Origin of the sequence: Methanobrevibacter sp. UBA212 (assembly GCF_905233225.1) — an archaeon.
Taxonomy (GTDB): Archaea; Methanobacteriota; Methanobacteria; order Methanobacteriales; family Methanobacteriaceae; genus Methanocatella.
In genome coordinates, this window is record NZ_CAJODJ010000012.1 from 1 (window position 1) to 24,623 (window position 24,623).

Sequence of the window (24,623 nt, forward strand, 5' to 3'; positions counted from 1 at the left end):
GCCATATGGTATACAAATTTTATTTTATAAAAGATATAATATAAAGATTACCTATGAAATATTTTAGAAAAGTTTATAAAGTATAATAAAAGATTTTTCATTTAAGAAAAAATTAGCCAAAAGTAATACTTTTGATTATTTATTAAAACCAGTTTTTTTACAATATTTTTCAATTTTTTAAAGCAATATATGATTAAACTAAAATGCAATGTTTTTAATCAATATAACTAAATTATAATCACGATTTTTAAAAACAAAAGAAAATAAAAAATTATTACTTTCAAGGTTCATAGTAATAAATAATACTAAAAGTAATACAAAAATTTTTTTGAAAAAATCATATAATTTATAAATAAAATGAAAATAAAATTAACTAATATGCAACTTGTAGCAGATGTCGGAGGAATACCTGGAAGAGACTGCAATGGATTTTGCAAATATTGCTACTTCAGAAAGGTAAAGGAAATGAAAAGTTTCGGATGTGCACACTGCCTGCCAAATAAAATTGGTTGTGAAAGATGCAGCAAAGGTGTTTCCGAAGCGCAAGGAGATTTTAAGTCCCCATTTGAAGTTATCAATCAAGTTCAAACTTCAATGATGATGGGAATGCCTCAGGGAGAGGTAAGTGCATACATCAGTGGAGGGGGAGATATAAGCTGCTATCCCCATCTTGAAACCCTGACCGCAAATCTAAACCAGTTTTCAATATCCTCAGTATTGGGATATACATGCGGAAAAGGAATAAGCGACTCCGAAATGGCTACAAGACTGATCAACAACGGCGTTAATGAAGTTTCATTTACCGTATTTTCAACAGACCCCCAACTTCGAAAGGAATGGGTAAAGGACCCTAACCCTGAAGAGGCACTTAAAGCCTGCCAGATATTTTGTGAAAACATTAAGCTGACCGGTGCTGCAGTCATCATCCCCGGAGTCAATGATGGGGATGTGTTAAGGCAAACCTGCAATTCCCTAGAGGAATGGGGTGCAAAGGGAATGCTTTTAATGAGATTTGCAAATACATTCAACGAAGGACTGATTCTGGGCAATGAGCCTATCATAAAGGGCATCGAATCACAGCCTGTTGAAGATTTCGGCGAACTTGTAAGGCAAATAAACTCCGAATACAAGTTCAGAGTCAGCGGAACACCAGTATGTGACCCTGAAACCGGAGGACCATTCGCAATCGCAAAAGATGAAAACGAAGTGTTCCTGCAATTCATAAAACCGATAACCGGCGAGGCAACAATCATTACCTCAAAAATAGCCGAACCCTACATCAGCAAAATCTTTGACAAGATTGATGCGGAAAACAATGTGAATGTCGTTGCCGTTGAAAAGGAAATAGCATGTCTTATTACAAAAGAGGATCTCGAGCAGCTTGACCTGTCTGAAATAAGGGATTCCGTCATAATCCCCGGCAGATCTTTTGTTCACCAGCTTGATGCCGAAAGAATATTAAGTGCAGACGGCATCGACAGGCTCATCGGCCGTGGCCCGGACACATTGACCGTGGACGGAGAACTGAGCATAGACATGACAGATGAAAATGTCATAGAACGGGAACTGGAACAGTTCAACGATCTGGTTGATGCGGTCAACTTCTTTGGTATGAGAAGAATTTAAAAAAAAAGAGAGTTAGTCAGAATCCTCAACAAGAGAACTCTCACTATTAATTTTCACCAGGATATAATCATACATTTTTGATTTTGTAATCTCAGCAATTTCTGACAGCTTCTTGCCGTCGATGACAACATTTCCGATGTCTTCGGCATAGGTGTCATAATTCAGTTTAACGCGAACACCATTGAGCTGTGAAGTTACAGGGGTTGGAGAAATTACATCTTTTATTTCCCTAATTTGATTTTCAATTGCATTTTTTACAACGATGGATGGCACTAACGGCGGGTCAAGAGTCATCTCACGTTTCTTGTCACTTAAAATCTGTTCGATAGTTTCAACCAGCTTATCGAGTGCGCGAATGTCCGGACCTCTTCTGAGTCTTCTTGGTATTCTTCCAAGGCCACCCACATATGCATCAGCGCCCGGAAGCTCACTGACATCGATTTCAGGAGCTCCTGTGACAATTACTGGTATGTCAATATTATCATAAAGGAATGCCTTTTCCTTGATGCAGTTTTCAAAGCTGCCCAAAGCAAAAATGGCAATGTCATGCTCTTCAATCAAATCTCTTTCCTCTTCTGTGATTCCGGAAGTTCCTTTACCGTCTCCCCTTGCAAGACCTATCATGTTATCCTTTGCACCGAATTCACGCAGATACTCGGAAATGTCACATGCGGCGTGAGGCAAATGGTGCCTTGCAAGTGTTGGTGAGACAATAGCTATTTCAGAACCTGCCATAGGAGCAACGGATAGCTTTGCCAATAACTCTTTGGACTTTTCTTCAATCTTATCAACATCCTCAAGAGGAACAGCCATGTTCAAGACCAGTTCCATTTGCTGAACGCTGTCCTGAAGAATAAATCCGCCCAAATCCTCTATCAGCTCTCTTATCTCTTCACTTTTGTGAACTCCACCAGTAAATATCAATGTTTCATACATTCCTAACACTCTCAAAAAATGCAATTGTAATAAATAATATTTATAATTTATATATTATATTAAATTTTCTAAAATGCTATATCTCAATTCTGCCTTATCAAAGGGATTTTTGGAAATTGCATTGTGGGACGGGATTTCAACAGTGTTTTCGGTTTCTATGACCTTATCCTTTAAATAATCCGGATATATCACATAATCAAAGCCATCAGTACAGATATTGAAGCCCACATCCGAAACTATATCCCTTAAAAATTCGGAATATACCTTGACACTGACATCCCTTTTGAAATTCGAATTCAGGTATTTCCTGCAAAGCTCATAACCATCAAAATATGACAATATCTCCTCATCGTCCAGTTCATTGCCTGCAAGGGAGGAAATCTCTTTGATGCTTTCAAAAATCTGTGTTGACGTATTGATCTTGATTTGAACTGCATCCATTTCGACTTTGCTTTCCGAAAGCAGAATTGCCAAATCCCCCTCACTTTTTTGGGGAAATTTGTTTACCGCATAATCCCTGATGCCGGCAAGCCTTACGATTTCTTCACACATTGGGGTTGTGACTATCTTCATGAATATTATTATATAATTATTTCAATATAAATTACTTCATGAAGGTGACATTGAGTTTTGAGGAAAGTTCAAGCGGCGACGTTTCCATCATGGTTGATGCCCTGAGGGCAAGCACAACAATAACACTGGCCCTGAACAGTTTTAAAAGGATAATTCCATGCTTCACTCCTGAAGAAGCCATTGCGTTAAAGGAAAAAACCGGAGGCATGCTTGCAGGCGAGCGCAACGGAAAGCGCCTCGAAGGATTTGACATTGGAAACAGCCCTTCTGCCATTAAAGATTTGAAAACTTCCGACGATACTTTAATCCTGACAACAAGCAATGGAACCAGGATTCTTGAAAACATGAACTCAAAGGTATTGATCGGTTCAATGGTCAATGCTGAAGCGGTCGGAGAAAAAAGCATTCAGTTGGCCGAAGAGCATATCGATGTGGTTATGGCAGGCGTCAAAGGAGAATTTGCAATCGAGGATTTTCTGGCCGCAGGAGAGATCTTATACTGGATTAATGAAAATCTGGACGAATGCGAATTAAGCGAATATGCCAAATCCGCAATCATGGCCAGCAGAGACTATAATCTGGTGAAAGAGGCATTTTTAAATTCAAGAACTGCCAAAAGATTAATCGAGCTCGGTTACACAGATGATGTCAAGTTGTCAGTGATGAGAAACATAACCAACAATGTTGCCATATATCAAGATAATGAATTAACTTTATTAGGTAGATTTCATAATAATTAGATAATATAATTATACAAAGAAGTGTTTTTTTGAAAAGAGAATGTTTAAAAATTATAGGTACCGCTCACGTATCACAGGAAAGTGTTGAAGAGGTAAAAGATGCAATCTACGAACACCAACCTGATGTAGTTGCCATCGAGCTTGACAGAGGTCGATACACTAAATTAAAACAAGAAATGATGGGCATTGAACAGGATGAGACAATTTCAGTTACTAAAATCATCAAAGAAAACAAGGTTGGATTATTCTTTACAACTACACTTTTAAGCTACTTCCAATCCAAGGTCGGAGCCGATTTGGATGTTGCACCGGGTTCAGAAATGATTGGTGCAATCGAAGCGAGCGAAGATTTGGGAATCCCAATAGCATTAATCGACAGGGACATCAGCATAACATTGCAAAGAGCCCTGAATAAGATGGGCTTTATGGAAAAGGCCAAATTCATGTTCAGCCTAATAGCTTCCGCTTTTGGATATGGCGATGATGAGGAAGTCGATGTCGAGGAGCTTAAAAATCCGGAAAACTTGGACGAACTGATGGAAATGTTTAAGGATGAAGCCCCTAGCGTCCATGAGGTCCTTGTTCATGAAAGGGATGCATACCTGGCCGGAAGCATAATGAGAATCCCTCAGGACCACGTCATTGCAGTTGTCGGAGCAGGACATAAGCCCGGAATCGAAAAATACTTGGACAATCCTGAAACATTGCCTAATTTAAGGGATCTGGAAGTAATCAAAGACAAAAAAGGAATACCATGGACAAAAATAATTTTGGCACTGATTCCAATTCTATTTGTTGTGATATTTTTTCTGGCATATTTTAGCGGGATAAACATCACATGGAACATCTATGAGTTTGTTGTCATCAGCATGATTATGGGATTTATCGGATCAATCCTTTCAGGATCCAAAATCCAATCAGCAATTGTCGGCGGAGTGGTTGCTCCCCTGACCATCATTCACCCCCTGCTTGCTGCTGGATGGTTTTCAGGATTGTGCGAGGCCAAGTTCAGAAAAGTGAAACAAAGTGACATTAAGAATCTGGCCCATATCGAGAGTTTTAAAGACCTGTGGCACAATAACATATTCAGAATACTTCTTGTAGTCATCGGCACTAACCTCGGAGTCAGCATTGCGACTCTGGTAATCTTGCCTTCCAAAGTTTTCATACCCCTATTCATGAAAATATTCGGAATGTAATAATTAATTTTAAATAATATATTATTGATAATATAATTACTATTGATTTTATAAATGGAAATACCATGTATTTAATATTTCGTTGTGACTGTGGAAGAGCATTATATGCAAAGGAAGGAGTGGCTACACGCAAATGCGTATGCGGAAAGACCTTGAAAGTAAAATCAAGACGCATTTTCCAAAAGGTGGCCACAAGAGAGGAAGCCTCTGAAGCAGTTCAGGAAATGCAGGACAAAATATATGGAAACACTGGCTTCATGAAGGCCAGCGAATTAAAATAGTTTTAATGGTTTGTTAAAAATGATTGGGACGACACTCAAAATAATTATCATATTAATTCTAATAATTTTCACAGGATACCTGTCAATGGCTGAACTTGCCGTTGTATCCATCAGAAAGGCAAAAATGCAAAAATACTTGGAAGAAGGAAATAAAAACGCTCAAATTGTTTTTGATTTGTTAGAAGACCCTAATGAATTTTTATCAACAGTGCAGATTGGAATTTCACTGATCGGTGTTTTAACAGGCGCATTTGGTGGAGTAACATTAGCCGATCCACTGGCAGCATACATTTCCTTTATACCATACAGCGGACCTGTTAGCGTTGCTATAGTCGTTATTGTCACCACCTACCTGACACTGGTTATCGGAGAGATTGTGCCGAAGGTCATTGCATTGAACGATCCTGAAAGAATTGCCCTGAAAGTTGCAAAAAGTATGGTGGTTCTTGAAAAGGTTTCAAAGCCTGTCAGTTTCATTTTAGCCAAATCAAGTCGTTTTCTCTTATGGCTTATGAGAATTGAAGATAAAAGCGAAGATGTGGTTACTGAAGAAGAAATCGAACTGATGATTAAGGAAGGAAGGGAAGACGGAACCATCGAAAAGGAAGAGGAAGACATCATCAAAAGGGTTTTCAAGCTTGACGACCAAAAGGTCGAAAGCATAATGACCCCTAGAAATGAGATAATCTGGATTGACATGGAAGACGACAGGGAAATCAATAAGATAAAAATCATCGAAAGCAAAAGGTCAATTTTCCCGATAGCTTCCGGAGAGCTTGATGATTTCATTGGAGTGGTTCAGGCAAAAGACATCCTCTCAGCAATGTTCACTGATGAGAAATTTGACGTGCATAAAATCGTGAAAGAACCGCTGGTTGTTTCCGAACACCTTGAAACATTGGAATTGCTTAAGGAATTTAAGGAAAATCAGGGATATGTCCACATGTCACTTGTAGTCGATGAATTCGGAAGCGTTGAAGGATTAATCACATTGAACGATTTGCTTGAAGGAATTGTAGGAGACATTCCCGGAATCGATGAGGAAGCCGAACCTGAAGCGATTCAGAGAGCCGACGGAACATGGCTTATTGACGGAAGATATCCTATTGATAAATTCAAGGAACTGTTTGACTTTAAAGAACCACTGCCTGATGAAGAGGAAGACAACTACACCACATTAGCAGGATTCATACTCAGCATAAGCGGAAAAATCCCTAATGAAGAGGACATATTCGAATGTGGAAGATTCGTCTTTGAGATAATAGATATGGACGGTCATCAAATCGATAAGGTCATCGTTACCGATTTGGGACCTGAAGAGGAAATTGAAGAGGAATAAAAAATGGACGCATCAATAATAATCCAATTCGTTTTATTAATTGTAGGATTTGTATTTCTGATTAAAGGATCTGATTTTTTTGTTGATGGGGCAAGCAGCATAGCCTCCCTTTTGAAGATACCTACAATCATTGTCGGTTTGACAATTGTGGCAATGGGAACAAGCGCTCCCGAAGCGGCAGTTTCCATTACTTCATCACTTACCGGAAGCAATGCGCTTGCTGTGAGTAACGTAATCGGAAGCAATATGTTCAACATACTGATGGTTATCGGTATTGCTGCACTTTTAGGTGAACTGGTAATGGAAAAACAGGTTCTTGAAAAGGATTTGCCGTTCCTTATAGGAATTACATTATTATGGGCAGTTTTCATCGTAATAGGATGGGACATAACCAATATTGAAGGAATAATTTTACTTGCAATCATGGTTGCATATATTGCATATCTTGTTTATAGCACTAAAAAATCCGGAGGTGCAACCGAAGTCGAAAAGCCGAAGTACAGCCTCCCATATAGCATCATTTTCATACTTGTTGGACTTGCGGGAATCGTAATCGGTGGAGATTTGGTTGTAGACAGCGCTTCAGCAATAGCAATAGCATTCGGAATGAGTGAAACACTGGTAGGTTTAACCATTGTTGCAATCGGTACCTCTTTGCCTGAACTTGTGACCTCACTTACCGCTTTAAGGAAAGGAGAAAATCAGATGGTCATAGGTAATGTAATAGGATCAAACATCTTCAACATACTGTTCGTGCTTGGTGCAAGCAGCGCAATAAGTGCAATACCTCTTGACTCAGGCATGCTCATAGATGTCATTCTAATGATATTCGTAACAGTACTGTGTTTCATATTCGGCAAGACTCAGGAAAAATACGACAAAAAAGAAGGAGCTATTTTAGTCATCCTGTTTATAGCCTACATGGCTTTCGCAATTTTGAGAAATTAAATCTTTCAACTCACAGGCCTTGCAGATGTTGGATGAAGTCGGCTCACCACAGACTTCACATTCATTGAGGCTTGGAGTTACATCATTTTCAAACATTAAAATCTGTTTAAATGACTCCATCACATTATTTTTTACACCAGGATAATTGTCTTCGCTGACATTCAGGAATTCCTTGATTTTAGCCCTTAATGACAGATGTGAATAAGGGCACTCATCCAGATGAATATCAATATTGTTTATAACAGCCCACATTCCGACCTCCTTTTCGGGAGTGTTCCACAGAGGCTTGATTCTTGGAACGAGTTTGGGATGAATCACGTCAAGTTCCGGGCCGAATTTGGAGAATTTGATTGTATCCCCACGGGCAAAACTCATCAAAAATGACTGTATTTCATCATCCAAATTATGGCCTGTGGCAATTTTGGCCGCATCAAGCTCATAAGCTGTTTTGTTCAAAATGTTTCTTCTAAACACACCGCAAGGAATGCAAGCACTTTTAAAATCTGAGTATATGTCATCCAAAGCGAAACCCTCTTCCTCTTTAAATGACTTCTGAACCAGCTTTACATTTAAATCACGAGCGTTTTGGACAGCAGAGTCGATTCCATGCTGTCTGTAACCTTCAATACCTTCATCAACGCTGATTGCCACTAAATCAAAATCAAGAAATTGCTGATAATTTTTAAGGGCATGCAAAGTCAATACACTGTCTTTACCGCCGGATAATGCAACCGCTATCAATTCACCTTCCTTGATTAGCTCATAATCATCAATAAGGTTATTGATTCTTGTAAAAATCATTTCATTAAATTCATCTTTATCTAATTTGACCATTACCAATTAGTTTATTAAACAATAAATAAATAATTTTAGTAGGTGAAAAAATGATAACTTGTGATTTTGCAATATTGCCGGTCGGAACAAAAACTACAGAATGTAAAGATTATGTGACTGCTGCAGTCCAGTCAATAAAGGATTCCGGGTTGAACTACCAGCTTACCGGAATGGGAACACAGATAGAAGCAGACAATCTTGAAGAGTTATATTCTGCAATTGCCACAGCTCAAGAAGCAATTTTTGAACTTGGAATAGGTAGAGTATACACTGTCATAAAAGTGGATGACAGAAGAGATCTAGAAAACAGGACTTTGGACGCTAAAGTCGATACAGTTAACGAAATGCTGAAATGATATTTAAAAAAAGTGAAAAAAAGTTAGAAGTTAATCTAACTCATTGGAAGCTGTTTTAACCGCTTCAATTACAAGATCCAAGTCCTCTTGGGTCAATGATGGATGTACAGGTAGAGAAATTACATTATCCGCTGCAAGCTCAGCATTCGGACAATATCCTTCAAAATCCAATGCTTTATAAATTGGTTGATTATACAATGGAATCGGATAGTGTATACCTGTTCCAACACCACAGTCATTAATTATGTCAACCCAATCGTCACGGTCTGCCTTTTCAACCCTGATTGTGTACTGGTGATATACATGCTTTGAACCCTCAGCACAGTAAGGTGTGATAACACCATCAACATCAGCCAAACCCTTATTCAAATACTCTGCATTGGCTATTCTTTTTTCGTTAAATCCGTCAATCTTTTCCAGTTGCGCAAGACCAATGGCTGCGGAAATATCAGTCATTCTAAAGTTATAGCCTATTGCATTGTGGTGATATCTGACTGTTGCCCCATGTGCCCTGAACATTCTTGCATTATCGGCCAGCTCTTCATCATCAGTGGTGATAATTCCTCCTTCAGAGGTGGTCATATTTTTTGTTGGGTAAAAACTGAAGCAGGACATGTCTCCCATGCTTCCAACTTTTTGACCATTGAAAGTTGCCCCATGTGCCTGTGCGGCATCTTCTATAACGATTAAACCATATTTTTCAGCAATCTCATTGATCTTGTCCATCTCCGCAGACTGACCATACAACTGAACAGGCATTATGGCCTTAGTGTTTTCGGTTATTGCGCCTTCAATCGCATCGGGACTTAATGTATATGTTTTCAAGTCAATGTCTGCAAATACAGGCTTTGCGCCGGTGTAAACAATTGAGTTCCCGCTTGCAATGAATGTGAACGGAGTTGTGATTACCTCATCTCCAGGACCGATATCGCATGCAAGCAATGCGGTGTGCAAAGCTGCGGTTCCTGAGTTGACAGCAATACCATATTCTGCTCCAACCCATTCAGCAAATTTTTGCTCGAATTCTTCCACCTTTGGTCCTTGGGCAATCATTCCTGATTTTAATACTTCAACTACATTTTCAATTTCTTCATCGCCGATTATCGGTTTTGCAATAGGAACTTTAATATTTGACACAATTATCACCAAATTTAAATTAAATTACCATACTAATATTTAAATCTAATAATATTTAAAATATAGTTATTAAAAAAAATTAAGAGTGAGAAGTAATGGACGAATATAAAATAGTAAGTATTGAAGAGGGATTGACAAAAATCGAATTTCCCGAATATGAAAAGGTTTCATCAGCGGCACCGGTTTTTTACAATCCACACATGGAATTAAACAGGGATTTGTCTATTCTTGCAATCCAAGTATTCCAAAAGGAGCAGGACCGTAAAATAAACATTTGCGACCTGTTTGGAGGAAGTGGAATAAGGGGAGTGAGATATAAAAACGAAATCGATGGAGTCGGAGAGGTTTCCATCAACGACATAAGTGAAACAGCCAACCATTACGAACGCCACAACATTGAGCTGAACAATCTGAGTGACATTGAGGTATACCAGCATGACGCAAGCATGTTTTTGAGGATGAAACGTGGCGAATTCGATGTTATTGACATTGATCCATTCGGTACACCCTCACCGTTTCTGGACTCCGCCGGGTATTGCGCCCGCAGAAACTCCCTGATGTGCGTTACGGCAACAGACACCTCCGCATTGTGCGGAACTTACCAGGAACCCTGCATACGCAAATATAACTCAAAGCCTTACAAAAGCGAGTATTGCCATGAAACTGGAATCAGAATACTGGCGGGTTTTGTCGCACTCACTCTTTCAAAATACGCCAAGTTCATTGAAGTGAAGATGTCACACAGCACCGAACACTATATGAGAATGTATCTTGAAATCAAAAAAGGTTCAAAAAGGACTGATGAATCCCTGAAAAACATCGGATATATCAGTCACTGCAAACATTGCCTGCACAGGCAAACCAGCAACGGCCTGGCAAGTCCAATCGATGAGGTATGTCCGATTTGCGGTGAAAAGTTAGTTCACGCAGGACCTTTATGGCTTGGAAAGATTCAAGACGGCGAATTTATCCAAAAGATGATTGACGAGGCAGACAACAAAAAAATCAATAGCGAAAAAGAAGCCTTGAAACTATTGAACAAATGCCTTGTTGAATGTGACGGGCCTGCAACATTCTACGACGTCCACAGCATATGCAAATCCTTAAAAATAAGTGCACCAAAATTTGAACTGATTCTGAATGAACTTGAAAAGGAAGGGTTCACAGCCCTTAAAACCCATTTTAATCCAATTGGAATTAAAAGTGATGCTGGAATTGAAAACATTAAAAATATTCTGATAAAATTAAATGATATTTAGATAAACTTTAAAATAGTATAGAAGGATATGAAAAAAACAAACTGCATTACATATTTAATCATAATTTAAAAAAAATTAGTAATATAAAAATTACTTAATAACTATTGTTTAATAAAAATTAGTAAAAAATTAAAAATATAGACAAAGTTTTATATATTATAAAAACAGTAGTATAAATTATATGGTTAATTTACAAATTAACCAAATACCATAAAAATAAATTTATAGGGAGATATAATGGTGAAAACTAAAGATAATGTAGTAAAACTTGATGATACAGACATCAACATATTAAAAATTATTAATGAGGATGTAAGAACTTCCTACAGGCAAATATCACGCAGTTTAGATGTTTCTGTTGGAACTGTTCACAACCGTATTGACAAAATGGTAAAATCCGGAGTAATTAAAAAATTCTCCCCGGTTATTGACCATGAAAAATTAGGTTTCGTTTTAACCACCATTATCGGCGTAAGAGTCAAAGGTGGAAAACTCAAAAATTGGGAAGAAAAAACATTCTTCAATAAGAATGTAGTTGGAATCTATGATGTTACTGGAGAATACGATGCATTTTTAATCGCAAAATTCAGAAACACCAATGAATTAAACTCATTCATTAAAGAATTATTAAAAGACCCAATTATAGAAAGAACCTACACTCAAACTGTTCTTGACGTTATTAAAGAAGATATGGGATCATCCAATATCTTATAATTTTGTTTTAAAAAAGTGGTTTAATAAAACTACTTTTATTTCTTATTCTCTTTTTTTGTAAAAAATTTTTTTCATCATGACAAAAATATTGCCGTGAAAAAGCTGATTTTATCATGTATTTAAATAAAAAGAAATACAAATATTATAATATTTAAATTAATTTAAATAGAGGTTATAAAATTGGCAGTTTGCTTACCCGATACTCAGGACGATGCTCCAAGTGTGCCCATAAAACTAACAAGAGTGGGTGTTACTGGAGTTAAGAAATTATTACAACTTAAAAGAACAAATAAAAGACCTATAATACTGGTACCAACTTTTGATGCATTTGTTGATTTACCAAGTGATCAAAAAGGCGTACACATGTCCAGGAACCCGGAAGCCATTAGCGAAGTCCTCGAAGATGTAGCTAAAGACTCTACCGTAGATGTTGAATCATTATGTGCAAAAATCGTTGACAGAATGATGACCAAACACGAATATGCAAAACGTGTTGAAATATCAATGACAACCGATTTTATGTTCATGAAGGAATCCCCAGTTACCAAAAACAAAACCCAGGAAATGGCACAGCTAAAAGCCAAAGCCATTGGACTAAGGGATGAAGACGGTAACGTGGATATTAGAAAAAGCATAGGTGCGGAACTTATTGGAATGACAGTGTGTCCATGTGCACAGGAATCTGTTAGAGAATCCGATAAGACCAAACTATTGGAATTTTTAGATGAGGAGACCACTCAAAAAGTTTTAGATACAGTCACTTTTGCTTCACACAATCAGAGGGGAGTAGGAACATTATTAATTGAGGTTCCTGAAGACAAATATGTGAAAGCGGAAGATTTGATTGACATTATTGAAACTTCAATGAGTTCACCAGTGTGCGAATTACTCAAAAGGCCTGACGAAAACGCAACAGTGATGAATGCGCACAGAAACCCTGTTTTCGTTGAAGACTGTGTAAGAAACATGATGGAGAAAATAGTTAAAAAATATGCTGATTTCCCAGATGACACATTGATTACTGCACGCCAGGAAAACCAGGAAAGTATTCACAGACACAACGCTTATGCTGAAAAAGTAACTACACTCGGAGAATTAAAAGCTGAATTAAATATCTAAGGAAATGGTTTAATGAAAAAAACTTATGAACTTGCAGGACAAGTAATGGGATTTTTCGACGCATTTAAAGGATCAAGACCTGCGATAGATAATGAAAGGATATTGATTGTCAGAGGCAGATCCAGAAAAGTTCTGCCGCTCAACGAATTTGACTCAAAACTCACAGAAATCGGTGAAATTTTGGGCGGAACTGAATTGGATGCCACATCCGAAAAAATTTCAGAAATTCTTGAAGTTGGAGACAAAAACATCAAAAGAAGCGAAAACGTTACAAGCGATGTCGACAACAAGGGATTCATGAGAATGCAGGAAGAACTTGAATCCATGGGTCTTGTTGTTGAGTATAAAGTATTTGAACTTCCAAATTTTGATGTTATTATAGCAATTTGGGAAGACAAAAATGAAATTCCTCCGCTTTATGTGGAAGTTACCGTTTCTGAACGTGAAGATTAAATATGACATCAAACTTAACTAAAGAGGATATTCTCCGCATATTGAACGCAACTGACAGCGAAATAAATAAATACATGTCACAAACCGTGAAATATAGGGAGAATAATCTTATTACTTATTCTAAAAATATTTTCATACCCCTGACTGAAATCTGCAAGAACGATTGCGGATACTGTAATTTTAAAAAGCATCCTGACGACCCTGACGTCATCATTTTAAAAACAAAAGAGGAAGTCTTGGAGGATTTGAAAGAAGCTGAAAAATATGGATGCAAGGAAGCCCTATTCACATTCGGCGAGGATGCCGATGAGGAAGAGGCAGTCCGTTTAAAACTGGCAGAATACGGTTATGAAAACATGATTGACTATGTCGTTGACATCTGTCAGATGACATTGGACGAAACTTCACTTCTGCCGCATACCAACGGCGGAAACTACTCCTATGAGGATTTGAAAAAGCTGAAGGAAGTCAATGCCTCAATGGGATTGATGCTTGAAAATTCATCTTCAAGACTGATGAATCTGCCTGCCCATAATAAAAGTCCGGGCAAAGACCCAAAAATCAGACTACAAACCATTGAAAATGCAGGAAAGCTTAAAATTCCATATACAACAGGCATTCTAATCGGAATTGGCGAAACCCATGAAGAGGTGGCCGAATCCCTGCTTGCCATTAAAGACCTTTATGACAAGTATGGCCATATACAGGAAGTCATCATTCAAAATTTCACCCCGATACCTGGAATTGAAATGGAAGACTGGCCTGAACCAAGCTTTCTGGATATGATCAGAACTGTCACTGCAGCCAGATTATTATTTAAAGATACTGACGTCAGCATTCAGGTTCCACCTAATCTGAACAGGGACACCGCACAGGTATTCCTGTCATGCGGCGCCGACGATTGGGGAGGAGTTTCACCGGTAAGTCCGGATTACGTCAACATCACCTCACCGTGGCCTGGAATTGATGAGCTTAAAAGCCTGACTGAAGATGATGGCTTTGAGCTGATTGAAAGGCTGTGCGTCTATGAAAAATACGTCAACAAAGAATGGCTGAACGAAACCCTTTTAAAAAAGATATCTAATCTATCCGAGCGTCAATAACCACATGCCAGACTCCCGGAGAATATTTCTTTATTTTATTTATTTTCAACAGTTCAACGGGACGGTTGCCCGCCTGAGAAATGACTCTTTCAATCGGCCTTGAATTCATCAGCTTTTCAGGAACAGTTTCATGATAATGCAGGATTCCCCCTTCATTCAGGCTGTCAATAGCCACCTTCAGGTAATGGTGAGTTGTCTTGACATAACCCATTATGATTCTGTCTGCACTGTATTTTGGAGTTTCCACCATGCAGTCCCCCAAAACAGGAGTGATGTTGTCCAACTTGTTCAGTTTGATGTTTTCGCACAGGAAATGATAGGAATTCGGATTTATCTCAATGGATATGACTTTCCGGGCGTTTGCATGAACACCAATCGGAATTGAAAAGTATCCTATGCCTGCAAACATGTCGATTACGGTTTCGCCATCCTCGACCAGTCTGGCAATTCTTAACCGTTCATTGTTATTGCCCTTTGACCACATCACCTTTGACAAGTCCAGCTTAAAGAGACACCCGTTTTCCTTATTGACCGTTTCGGTGTCCTCACCATAAAGAACCCTGTAAACAGGCTCCCTCTTTGTTCCCTGAATATGGTCAATCTTCATGATGGTTTTAACATGATGCCTTTTTGACAACTCCTCAAAATCCCCGTCAGGATAATTCCTGTCCAATATCAGGATATCTCCAATTTTTTTATATTTCATCTGCACCCTCTCAAAAGAAAACTTTATATATACAAATAACTAATATTAGTATTGTTAGTTTATACTAATTATTGATTCTGATTTTAAATAAAATTAATCGCTAGATTAGTTTATATTTTGTTAAATTAACCTATGAGTAGTTGAAATTAGATATTTTAAATACTTATATGAGGTGTATTTAAATGGATGATAAAATACTAGAAGGTACAACAACCGTTGGAATTACTTGTAAAGACGGAGTTGTATTTGCAAGCGAAAGAAGAGCTAGTATGGGAAACCTTGTAGCTCACAAAGTAGCAGAAAAAATATTTAAAATTGACGATCACATTGTAACCACCATAGCTGGTTCCGTTGGAGACGCTCAAAGCTTGATGAAAGTTATTGAAGCAGAAGTCTCACTATACCAAATGAGAAACAACGATGCAATTAGCGTCAAGGCAGCTGCATCATTGACAGCAAACATCCTTCGTTCCGGACCAATGTATGTCCAAACATTACTTGGAGGAATGGACGGTGACAAGCCATCTCTTTACTCACTGGATCCAGCAGGCGGTATGATTGAAGACACTTATATCTCAACTGGATCAGGTTCCATCGTAGCATACGGTGTTCTTGAAGACAGATTCAGAGATGATTTAACAACTGACGAAGGAATTGAAATAGCCATAAGAGCTATAAGAGCTGCCGCTGAACGTGACACATACTCCGGAAACGGATATCTAGTCGCCAAAGTGGATGAAAACGGCTTTGAAATGTTAGATAATGAAAAAATTAATGAGATTCTTGGAAAACTATAAGTGATAAGCTAATTTTTCATAACTAACTATTTTTTATATACAATAGTGTAGATAGTTTATGGAATTTTACTAATTATAGCTTAACCGCTTTCATAAACTATTATCCTACACAAACTTTTTTTGAAGGGATTATATGACTTCAGACATTTTAGATGACATTAAAAAAGAGATTTTAAGTAAACTGCCAGATGAAATTCAGGTTTCCAAAGTGGAATTTGAAGGTCCTGAAGTGGTGGTTTATACCAAAAATCCGGAAATTATTACTGAAAATGGCGATCTAATCAGATCACTTGCAAAAGAACTTAGAAAAAGGATCATTATTAGATCTGACAAAAGCGCATTACTTGAACCCGAAGCAACTATTAATAAAATTCATGAAATAGTTCCCGACGGAGCTGAAATTACAGATATTTACTTTGACACCGTAACCTGTGAAGTGGTCATTACCGCTAAAAAACCGGGACTCGTAATTGGAAAATACGGGGTTACCTCAAGGAATATCGTTAAAAACACCGGATGGGCACCTAAAATATTAAGAACCCCACCGATTAGCTCAGACATTATTGGAAAAATTAGAACAATCCAAAAGAACAGCAGCAAGGACAGAAAGAAATTACTGCAAAAGCTCGGACGTCAAATTCACCAAGGAAGCAAATTCCCAAATGACTGGGCAAGAGTTACTTCAATGGGAGGATATAAAGAAGTAGGACGTTCCTCAATGTTATTGCAAACACCAAACAGTCGTGTTTTGCTCGATTGTGGTGTTAATGTTGCAGCATCAGACAATAAAAATGCATTCCCAATGTTGAATGCACCTGAATTTTCAATTGAGGAATTGGATGCAGTCATAATATCTCACGCTCATTTAGATCATTGCGGATTTGTGCCATACCTTTTCCATTACGGATATGATGGACCGGTTTACTGTACAACTCCAACAAGGGATTTAACCACCCTTTTACAGTTTGATCATTTGGACATTGCCCACAGAGAGGGCAATCCATTACCTTTCACATCAAAAAATGTAAAGCATCAAATTAAAAATACAATCACTTTGGATTACGGTGAAGTAACCGACATTTCACCGGACATAAGACTGACATTGCATAATGCAGGACACATCTTAGGTTCCGCAATCTCCCACATGCACATTGGAGACGGCGCCTACAATCTGGTATATACCGGAGACTTCAAATATGAACCTTCAAGATTACTCGAACCTGCTACAATCAGATTCCCGCGTGCCGAAACAGTGATTATGGAAAGCACATACGGTGGAAAGGAAGACGTGCAGCCTTCCAGAAACAATGCCGAAAAGGAAATGATGAAAACCATCTACAAAACCCTCAAACGTGGAGGAAAAGTACTGGTTCCGGTATTTGCTGTGGGAAGGGCACAGGAACTTATGGTTGTGCTTGAAGAGTACATGAGACATGGAATGATTGAAGAAGTACCGATTTACATTGACGGAATGATTTGGGAAGCTACAGCAATCCACACCGCAAGGCCGGAATACCTAAGCAAAGACTTAAGGGATCAAATCTTCCACATGGGAAGAAATCCGTTTGTCTCAGACATTTTCAAGAAAGTCCAGAATCATGACCAGAGAAAGGACATTGTCGAGGCAAAACAGCCTGCGATTATCCTGTCAACATCAGGTATGCTTACCGGAGGAAACTCAGTGGAATACTTCAAATGGCTATGCGAAGACGAAAGAAATACCATCATCTTCGTAGGATATCAGTCCGAAGGTTCAATGGGTAGAAGAGTTCAGAAAGGATGGAAGGAAATTCCTCTTGAAGATGACGACGGAAGAACCAGACAGTTCTGCGTCAGGATGCATGTTAAAACCATTAATGGATTCAGTGGTCACTCCAACAGAAAACAGCTTATGGAATATGTCAAAAGGCTCAATCCAAGACCTGAAAGAGTCATCACATGTCACGGTGACCCATACAAGGCAGTTGATTTGGCCTCATCAATTCACAGAAGCTATAAGATTGAGACCAAAACTCCAATCAATTTGGATTGTGTAAGAATTCATTAATAAAAATTAAATACTATATAAAACAAAATATATAGTATTATGAAAATGTTGTAAAACTTTACAACATTAATTTATTTTTTAAATAGGTGTTATTATGGTTACTTATTCAGAATCCGGTGTGGATATTGATTTGGAAGCAGTCACTGTTTCAGCACTGGCAGACAAACTCAAATCAACATTGGAATGTAGAGATATTATTACCGACAGTGGTCACTATGCGGCTTTGGTAAGATTAGGTGACAAAGCCATCGCAATGAGTACTGACGGCGTTGGAAGTAAAATTTTAATTGCTGAAATGATGAACAAATACGATACCGTAGGTATAGACTGTATTGCAATGGTTGTAAACGACATATTATGTGTCGGAGCCGAACCTATAGCGCTGGTCGACTACCTCGCCGTTGAAAAGCCTGACCCTAAAAGGGCGGCTGAAATTGCTGAAGGATTAGTTACAGGTGCAAACGAGTCAAAAATCGCAATAATCGGAGGAGAAACAGCTTCACTTCCAGGAATCATTAAGGATTTTGACCTTGCAGGAACAGGTATCGGATTTGTGGATGTTGACAAAATCATTACCGGCGAAAACATCCAGCCTGGAAATGTCCTGATCGGCATCAACAGTAACGGAATCCACTCCAACGGATACAGCCTTGCAAGAAAGGCATTGTTTGATGACGCAGGACTTAGCGTTGACGACAAGATGCCTAACGGTAAAACCACCGTGGGTGAAGAGCTAATCAGACCAACAGAACTCTATGTCAAACCTATCGTGAGCCTATTTGAAAAAGAATACGATATCAATGGACTTGCCCACATTACCGGAGGAGGATTTACAAATCTCAGACGTTTGAAAAAAGGCGTGGGATACGATATCAATAACCTTCCGGAAGTTCCGGAAATATTTAAACTCATTTATGAACAGAATGTCGACATCAAGGAAATGTATAAGGTTTTCAACATGGGTGTCGGTTTTGTTGTCATCTGCGATGAAAGCGAAGCAGATAAGATTATGGAAACTTTAAAAGAATACTGCGAATGTCAAATAATCGGTAAAGTGACAGATGATGAAAAAATCACCGTCAAAACTTTTGAAGGGTCTGAAATTGAATACTAATTATCAAAAAAAAGGGGGAATGAATAGATGAAGATAATGAAAGATAAGGAAATGGCTCTTGTAAAGGAGATATTGGCTAAACTTGGAGCCAGCGAAGAGGATCAGGAATTAGTTGCAGAAGCCACATTGGATGCTGATTTAAAAGGATTCACATCACACGGACTTGGAAGATTCCCACAATATTTAATTAGTATAAAAGCAGGCACAATCAATCTGAAAGACAACATCACTATAGAAAAGGAAACCCCTGCTATCGCATTAATCAATGGTAACAGCGGATTTGGACAGGCAGTATCCTATAAAGCAATGCAGATTGCAATCAAAAAAGCAAAAGAAGTAGGTATTGCATGTGTTGGTGTCCACAATACAAATCACTTTGGAGTTACCGGATTTTACTCCGATTTGGCCTTAAGGGAAAACTGCATCGGTTTGGTCTTGGCAAATACCGACCCTGCAATCGCACCATTAGGCGGTAAGGACAAATTAATCGGAACAAATCCTATCGCATTAGGAATTCCGTCAGACTCATACATTACCGTGGACATGGCAACTTCAGTGACCGCCCGTGGAAAAATCATCGAATCAAAAAGAAAAGGACTCGACCTGCCTGACGGCTGGGCATTAGACAAAGACGGAAACCCAACTAATGACCCTGAAGCAGCACTTGAAGGTTCAATCCTACCATTCGGCGGATTCAAAGGATACGCATTAGCATTACTGATTGAAATCCTAACCGGACCATTGGTACAAGCAGGATATGGTCTTGGAGTAACAGGTACCGCTTCACCGGACAAGGACTGTACAAAAGGTGATTTGTACGTTGTAATCGACCCATCCAAATTCGGAGACTTTGATGAGTTCAAGGCAAATACCGAAGACTTCATCTCACAGGTAAGGGCAACCGGTGAAACCGTAGCAATTCCGGGAGACCTTGAAGTCAAAAGGATTGCTGATGCTGAAGCAAATGGCGTGGCAATCGATGAAAAATTATATGAACAGTTAAAAGGAATCTGTGATGACCTCGACATCGACATTGATTCCTATGTTGAAGAATAGTTTTTATTCTTCAAATCCTTTTTTTAATAAAAATTTGATTAAAATTATGCAGTATTTTAAACTGTGATTGCATCACCCCAACACCTATTTTACCATTTGAAATCAATTTTCACTATATAATATATATAAAAATAGATTGATTTATATATCTCAAAATCTAAAACTTATAATGCTATAAATATTTGAAAAAATATTTGTGCAAAAATTATTTAAAAAAAAGATTTTCTTAAAAAGGAGGACAATAAATTTATGAAATTGAAAAATTCTCTCGTATTAATAGCAATAGCAATATTTCTATTAATAAGCATCGGATCCGTCTGTGCTAGTGAGAATGTCACCTCTGACGGTGATGTTCAATCAGCTGATGATGGAACAGACGTTGTCCTCAGTAGTGATAGTGATACTGACGGAAACGTAGCCGATGGAAATACGAATCAAGATTTAACAAATACAACCACTATACCTGAGAAGGATAAGTATGAATTTAAAGAGGATTCTGCTAATAAAACCATCTCAGTCAACGTGCAAGACAACAAAACACACAGCAACATTGATGTGAACAAAAATGAATTGTCTGTTATGAACGGAAATAAAAACATTTCCTTTGAATATAACGCTACAATCATTAAAATAACCGAAACATTACCTGTTGGAAACTACAATCTGACAATCAAATATCTGGGTAATGCGCAATACAATACTTCACAAGCAATAGTTGCCGTGAAAATATTCGGAAACAAGACAATCGAAACTGAAACCAGTGTAGTTTGCAATGGAAAAGATATCGAAGTTCCGGTTAAAGTATTCGATCAGGTAGAATACATCGAATTGGTCAAAGATAACTTTAATCTGACTTTAGTCTACACAAATGAAACTGGAAACGTGACCAATTTAACAATCAGTGATTTTGACCTTGAAAAGAAAGATGAAAACAATAGTTACGCAATCAAATTCGCAACAAATGTTAAATTGATATCAGCAAGCTTGATTATAAATTATGCTAATGCAACCGAACCGAAAACTGTTGGTATAAAAGTTAGTACCGAAGTGAAAGCTGAAACCGACAAAGACAAATTTAAATCTGAAGAGATTAAAAACATCAGTATCACAATCAAAGATGGCGAAGGAAATCTATTAAATGTTAGTAAAAATGATTTAAAAGTCTTAGATAACGGCAATGAAATAACTAACTTTAACTATACAAATTCAAACATTACTTTTGAATTGAAAGCAGAAGGAAAACACAATATTACAATCCTATACAAAGGTAATGAAAGTTACAACGCATCAAATACTACAATCGAAATTGGTGTTTACGGTGCAAACCAGATCATAGTTCCTGAATTTGTCGTAAGCAGTGACGGCAAAACAGTTGAAATTCCAATTACAATTTTCAACGGTCTTGAAAACATCACAATCGATAGAAGCAACATGACAATGAAATTGAATTACACAGATGAATCAGGAAGCGTTAATATCGTAACTATATCTAATTTCGATATTGTAGATGGAATAATGACAGTTCAAATTCTAAATCCTGACTCATTTACCAAAGCTAGCTTGACCATTGACTACACCAATTCAACAGGTGCAAAAACAGTTAAAGTCAACTTGCTCACAAGCGTTGATGCAACACCTGCAAAGGAAAAATACAGGTTTAATGAAACCAACAACATTACTGTTAAAGTATTTGATTATGCTGGAAATCCATTGAATTTCACCTCTAAAGATTTAGCAGTGCTTGACAATGGCAAAAATATCCAATTCACATTAGTTAACACAACAATGAATGTCGCATTAACTGAAGGAGTGCACAATTTAACAATCGTATACAAAGGTAATGAAACCTATAACTCATCAAACACTACAATTGAATTAAGAGTATACGGTGATGCAAGAATCAATCCTAGTCCAAGCATCATATTGGATGAAGATGAAAATGCAGTGATTTTCATCAATCTCAATGACGGTGCAGACTTATTGGAAATCAATCAGACAAAATTGAGCATTACCCTTTTCTACACTATCGGTAACAAAACATTTAACAGAACAGTTACCGGATTTACTTTAAATGGTCAAAATGTCACATTCAAACTGGAAGAGAATATCGATTCAGCATATGTTGACATTAAATATGATACCAATCTAACCGGTAACACAACCGTTAAGGTTAACACTTTAATCACCGCTAATGACACCTTAAGCTATGGTGACGGTGAAGTGAAAAGCTTCAATGTTGAAGTTAAAGGAACCAACGGTCATGTATTCAACATTACCGATAAAAACATTCAGGTTTTAAAAGACGGCAAAGCTCTCAACATTACAATCAACGGCACAACCGTTACAATCAATGATGTATTTAAAGTTGGCATTTACAACTTGACAATAAAATATCTTGGAACCGCAACTTACATTGAATCCAACAAAACAGTTGTATTAACAGTTTACGGAATCAATGCAACTTCAAAAACCTCTGTAAACTCCACCTTAAAAGGTGAAATTAAGCTTGAAGTCATAAACGGTAACGAAACATTAAACATTACTGCAGCTGATTTGGAACTTAACCTTACATACAAAAACGGAAATGACACAATAAGCATTCCGATTACATCTAGTGAAATTAAAAATGGAACATTATTCTTCACACTTGGAAACGGTAATTTCACTTCCGCAGTATTAAACATCAAGTACAAAAATACTGAAGTTAATGTTACTGTGGACAGGAAATACAATGTAAAAGTTGAAGCAATCAACAATGAAGTCGAATACCAAAGTGGAAAACTGATTTATAAAATCACTGACATTGACACTAATGAAGCTTATGCAAATCAAACCGTTGATTTAGAATACAGAATAGTAACCGGTGCAATCAGCATAAGTGGTGTCAGCGGTAGCGGAATCACAATTATTTCCACCATTAGTAATACAACCGATGAAAAAGGAATATTAACTATTGATCACAATAAAATGAATGGTAAAGGATGGGGATATATGGATGCAGGAAATCATAATGTTACCATCAAATCCGGCAAATTCAACAAGATTGAAAACAACATTCAACCTATTGTCATCAATAAGGCAAACATCAAAATTGTAATTGAAGATTACAAGGAATACTACGGCAGTGAGAAAAAGATTAAAATTACCGTAACCAATGCGGCAACTGGAGATCCGGTTAAAAATACAATTTTACATCTTTACTTGCCGGTCACTACACAAAAAAATTACTATTTCCAAACCAATGAAAACGGTACCAGTGAAGTGAACGTTAACGGATTCGTCGGCGGAACCTACGATTTAACAGTAAGTAACAATGACACTAAAAACATCAACAATATGAGTGTCAACGGCAGCTTTACTATCCTTAAACTTCCTGTTGTAATCAACGCAAAAGACGTTACTGTCTATTACAACACCGGAACTACAGCAACAATTAAAATTACCAAGGACGGTAAACCTCTAAGCGGAATGTATGTGCTTGTTACACTATACTCCAGCGCTAAAAAATACAACAACTACCTGTTCCAAACAAACAGCAAAGGTGAAATTTCATTCAGTGCTTCCCTGACTGTGGGCAAACACAAAATGATTATTAACTCAGCTGATAACAGATATGAAGCAAAACAAGTTACCAAAACTATTACTGTTAAAAAGGCTAGTGGAAAACTTACCGCTAAAAAAGTGACTACCTACTACAAGGCAGGCAAATACTTTACTGTCAAATTAACTAATACCAAAAAGAAAAAACCGATTTATGATGCAAAAGTGAATATCAAAATATACATTTCCAAAAACAGATATTACAACTACAACGGTAAAACCGGAATGAACGGTCAAATCAAACTATTACTTGACAGCTTAAAACCGGGCACCTATAAAGTTGTCATCTCCTGTGGAGATAAAAAAGACTATTCAGCAAAACAGATTACATCAAAAATTGTGATTAAAAAAGCTCCAGCTAAATTAACTCCTAAGAAAGTAAGCGCTAAAAAAGGTGCTAAAAAATACTTCCAAGTCAAAGTTAAAAACAAAAAGACTAAAAAAGCAATCCAAGGAGTTAAAGTTAAAATCAAAGTATATACTGGTAAAAAAGCAAAAACCTTCACTGCCAAAACAAACGCAAAAGGTATTGCAAAAATCAGTACTGCTAAACTAAAAGTTGGAAAACATAAAGTTGTAGTTACTTCAGCAAACAAATATGTTGTTACTAAAAAAGCAAAATCAACTATTAAAATCAAAAAATAAGAGAAATTAATTTTCTCTTAACCCTTTTCTTTTTTTAAAAA

At 37.5% G+C, this 24,623-nt stretch carries 22 protein-coding genes; 17 read left to right on the top strand and 5 right to left on the bottom strand.

Going from position 1 to position 24,623, the window contains the following annotated elements; genetic code table 11:
- The first annotated feature begins 378 nt into the window (after positions 1 to 378).
- Entirely contained in the window at positions 379 to 1,626 is a 1,248-nt protein-coding gene (mmp10, locus tag QZ138_RS04330; RefSeq protein ID WP_292886646.1) for a methyl coenzyme M reductase-arginine methyltransferase Mmp10, read from the top strand.
- A 12-nt stretch (positions 1,627 to 1,638) separates the two neighbouring features.
- Here mmp10 and QZ138_RS04335 read toward each other — a convergent pair whose 3' ends face one another.
- Together QZ138_RS04335 and QZ138_RS04340 are read right to left on the bottom strand one after the other, a co-directional pair.
- Positions 1,639 to 2,562: a methanogenesis marker 7 protein gene (locus tag QZ138_RS04335; protein ID WP_292886649.1), complete on the bottom strand. Its 924-nt coding sequence runs from the start codon at positions 2,560 to 2,562 to the stop codon at positions 1,639 to 1,641.
- A gap of 54 nt (positions 2,563 to 2,616) precedes the next feature.
- Positions 2,617 to 3,135 carry a hypothetical protein gene (locus QZ138_RS04340; protein ID WP_292886651.1) on the bottom strand — a complete coding sequence of 173 codons (519 nt, stop codon included), beginning with the start codon at positions 3,133 to 3,135 and terminating at the stop codon, positions 2,617 to 2,619.
- A 38-nt stretch (positions 3,136 to 3,173) separates the two neighbouring features.
- Here QZ138_RS04340 and comB point away from each other — a divergent pair, with 38 nt between their 5' ends.
- The 5 genes from comB to QZ138_RS04365 all read left to right on the top strand — a co-directional run bounded on the left by comB (position 3,174) and on the right by QZ138_RS04365 (position 7,642).
- Entirely contained in the window at positions 3,174 to 3,875 is a 702-nt protein-coding gene (comB, locus tag QZ138_RS04345) for a 2-phosphosulfolactate phosphatase (RefSeq protein ID WP_292886654.1), read from the top strand.
- A 29-nt stretch (positions 3,876 to 3,904) separates the two neighbouring features.
- Positions 3,905 to 5,074: a TraB/GumN family protein gene (locus QZ138_RS04350; RefSeq protein ID WP_292886657.1), complete on the top strand. Its 1,170-nt coding sequence runs from the start codon at positions 3,905 to 3,907 to the stop codon at positions 5,072 to 5,074.
- Between the two features lie 65 nt (positions 5,075 to 5,139).
- Complete coding sequence (locus QZ138_RS04355; protein WP_292601910.1) at positions 5,140 to 5,355, top strand: DUF1922 domain-containing protein; 216 nt, start codon at positions 5,140 to 5,142, stop codon at positions 5,353 to 5,355.
- Positions 5,356 to 5,374: 19 nt separating this feature from the next.
- Positions 5,375 to 6,694 (top strand): hemolysin family protein, encoded by a 1,320-nt coding sequence (locus tag QZ138_RS04360; RefSeq protein ID WP_292886659.1) that lies wholly within the window; start codon positions 5,375 to 5,377, stop codon positions 6,692 to 6,694.
- 3 nt (positions 6,695 to 6,697) lie between these two features.
- Positions 6,698 to 7,642: a calcium/sodium antiporter gene (locus tag QZ138_RS04365; RefSeq protein ID WP_292886661.1), complete on the top strand. Its 945-nt coding sequence runs from the start codon at positions 6,698 to 6,700 to the stop codon at positions 7,640 to 7,642.
- Here QZ138_RS04365 and QZ138_RS04370 read toward each other — a convergent pair.
- Positions 7,592 to 8,476 (bottom strand): TIGR00269 family protein, encoded by an 885-nt coding sequence (locus QZ138_RS04370; RefSeq protein WP_292886664.1) that lies wholly within the window; start codon positions 8,474 to 8,476, stop codon positions 7,592 to 7,594. The genes QZ138_RS04365 and QZ138_RS04370 overlap by 51 nt on opposite strands.
- A gap of 50 nt (positions 8,477 to 8,526) precedes the next feature.
- Between QZ138_RS04370 and QZ138_RS04375 the strand changes: the two genes are divergently transcribed.
- Entirely contained in the window at positions 8,527 to 8,832 is a 306-nt protein-coding gene (locus QZ138_RS04375) for an MTH1187 family thiamine-binding protein (protein ID WP_292886667.1), read from the top strand.
- A 30-nt stretch (positions 8,833 to 8,862) separates the two neighbouring features.
- Here the strand turns inward: QZ138_RS04375 and QZ138_RS04380 are convergent, their stop codons facing one another.
- Positions 8,863 to 9,969 (bottom strand): DegT/DnrJ/EryC1/StrS aminotransferase family protein, encoded by a 1,107-nt coding sequence (locus QZ138_RS04380; RefSeq protein WP_292886670.1) that lies wholly within the window; start codon positions 9,967 to 9,969, stop codon positions 8,863 to 8,865.
- A 95-nt stretch (positions 9,970 to 10,064) separates the two neighbouring features.
- Here QZ138_RS04380 and QZ138_RS04385 point away from each other — a divergent pair, with 95 nt between their 5' ends.
- The 5 genes from QZ138_RS04385 (at position 10,065) to cofG (ending at position 14,617) form a co-directional block, all read left to right on the top strand.
- On the top strand, positions 10,065 to 11,228 hold the full coding sequence (locus QZ138_RS04385; RefSeq protein ID WP_292886673.1) for a tRNA (guanine(10)-N(2))-dimethyltransferase: 1,164 nt from the start codon (positions 10,065 to 10,067) through the stop codon (positions 11,226 to 11,228).
- Between the two features lie 237 nt (positions 11,229 to 11,465).
- Entirely contained in the window at positions 11,466 to 11,942 is a 477-nt protein-coding gene (locus QZ138_RS04390; protein ID WP_292601897.1) for an Lrp/AsnC family transcriptional regulator, read from the top strand.
- Between the two features lie 180 nt (positions 11,943 to 12,122).
- Positions 12,123 to 13,061 carry a GTP cyclohydrolase MptA gene (gene mptA, locus QZ138_RS04395; protein WP_292886676.1) on the top strand — a complete coding sequence of 313 codons (939 nt, stop codon included), beginning with the start codon at positions 12,123 to 12,125 and terminating at the stop codon, positions 13,059 to 13,061.
- A gap of 12 nt (positions 13,062 to 13,073) precedes the next feature.
- Positions 13,074 to 13,514 carry a DUF2120 family protein gene (locus tag QZ138_RS04400; RefSeq protein WP_292886679.1) on the top strand — a complete coding sequence of 147 codons (441 nt, stop codon included), beginning with the start codon at positions 13,074 to 13,076 and terminating at the stop codon, positions 13,512 to 13,514.
- A 2-nt stretch (positions 13,515 to 13,516) separates the two neighbouring features.
- Positions 13,517 to 14,617, top strand: coding sequence for a 7,8-didemethyl-8-hydroxy-5-deazariboflavin synthase subunit CofG (cofG, locus tag QZ138_RS04405; RefSeq protein WP_292886682.1), 1,101 nt, complete (start codon positions 13,517 to 13,519; stop codon positions 14,615 to 14,617).
- On the opposite strand, the gene QZ138_RS04410 is transcribed toward cofG, so the two are convergent.
- Complete coding sequence (locus tag QZ138_RS04410) at positions 14,595 to 15,323, bottom strand: class I SAM-dependent methyltransferase family protein (protein WP_292886685.1); 729 nt, start codon at positions 15,321 to 15,323, stop codon at positions 14,595 to 14,597. The genes cofG and QZ138_RS04410 overlap by 23 nt on opposite strands.
- A 182-nt stretch (positions 15,324 to 15,505) precedes the next feature.
- On the opposite strand from QZ138_RS04410, the gene psmB reads away from it, so the two are divergent.
- The 5 genes from psmB to QZ138_RS04435 all read left to right on the top strand — a co-directional run bounded on the left by psmB (position 15,506) and on the right by QZ138_RS04435 (position 24,582).
- A complete protein-coding gene (gene psmB, locus QZ138_RS04415; protein ID WP_292601887.1) occupies positions 15,506 to 16,120 on the top strand; it encodes an archaeal proteasome endopeptidase complex subunit beta in 615 nt (204 codons plus the stop codon).
- A gap of 133 nt (positions 16,121 to 16,253) precedes the next feature.
- The gene (locus tag QZ138_RS04420) at positions 16,254 to 18,167 is read left to right on the top strand and encodes a beta-CASP ribonuclease aCPSF1 (protein WP_292886687.1); all 1,914 of its coding nucleotides are present in this window, start codon (positions 16,254 to 16,256) and stop codon (positions 18,165 to 18,167) included.
- Between the two features lie 94 nt (positions 18,168 to 18,261).
- On the top strand, positions 18,262 to 19,281 hold the full coding sequence (purM, locus tag QZ138_RS04425; RefSeq protein ID WP_292886690.1) for a phosphoribosylformylglycinamidine cyclo-ligase: 1,020 nt from the start codon (positions 18,262 to 18,264) through the stop codon (positions 19,279 to 19,281).
- A 27-nt stretch (positions 19,282 to 19,308) separates the two neighbouring features.
- Positions 19,309 to 20,337, top strand: a complete 1,029-nt coding sequence (comC, locus tag QZ138_RS04430; RefSeq protein ID WP_292601881.1) for an L-sulfolactate dehydrogenase — start codon at positions 19,309 to 19,311, stop codon at positions 20,335 to 20,337.
- A 249-nt stretch (positions 20,338 to 20,586) separates the two neighbouring features.
- On the top strand, positions 20,587 to 24,582 hold the full coding sequence (locus QZ138_RS04435; RefSeq protein WP_292886693.1) for a hypothetical protein: 3,996 nt from the start codon (positions 20,587 to 20,589) through the stop codon (positions 24,580 to 24,582).
- The last annotated feature ends 41 nt before the right edge of the window (positions 24,583 to 24,623 follow it).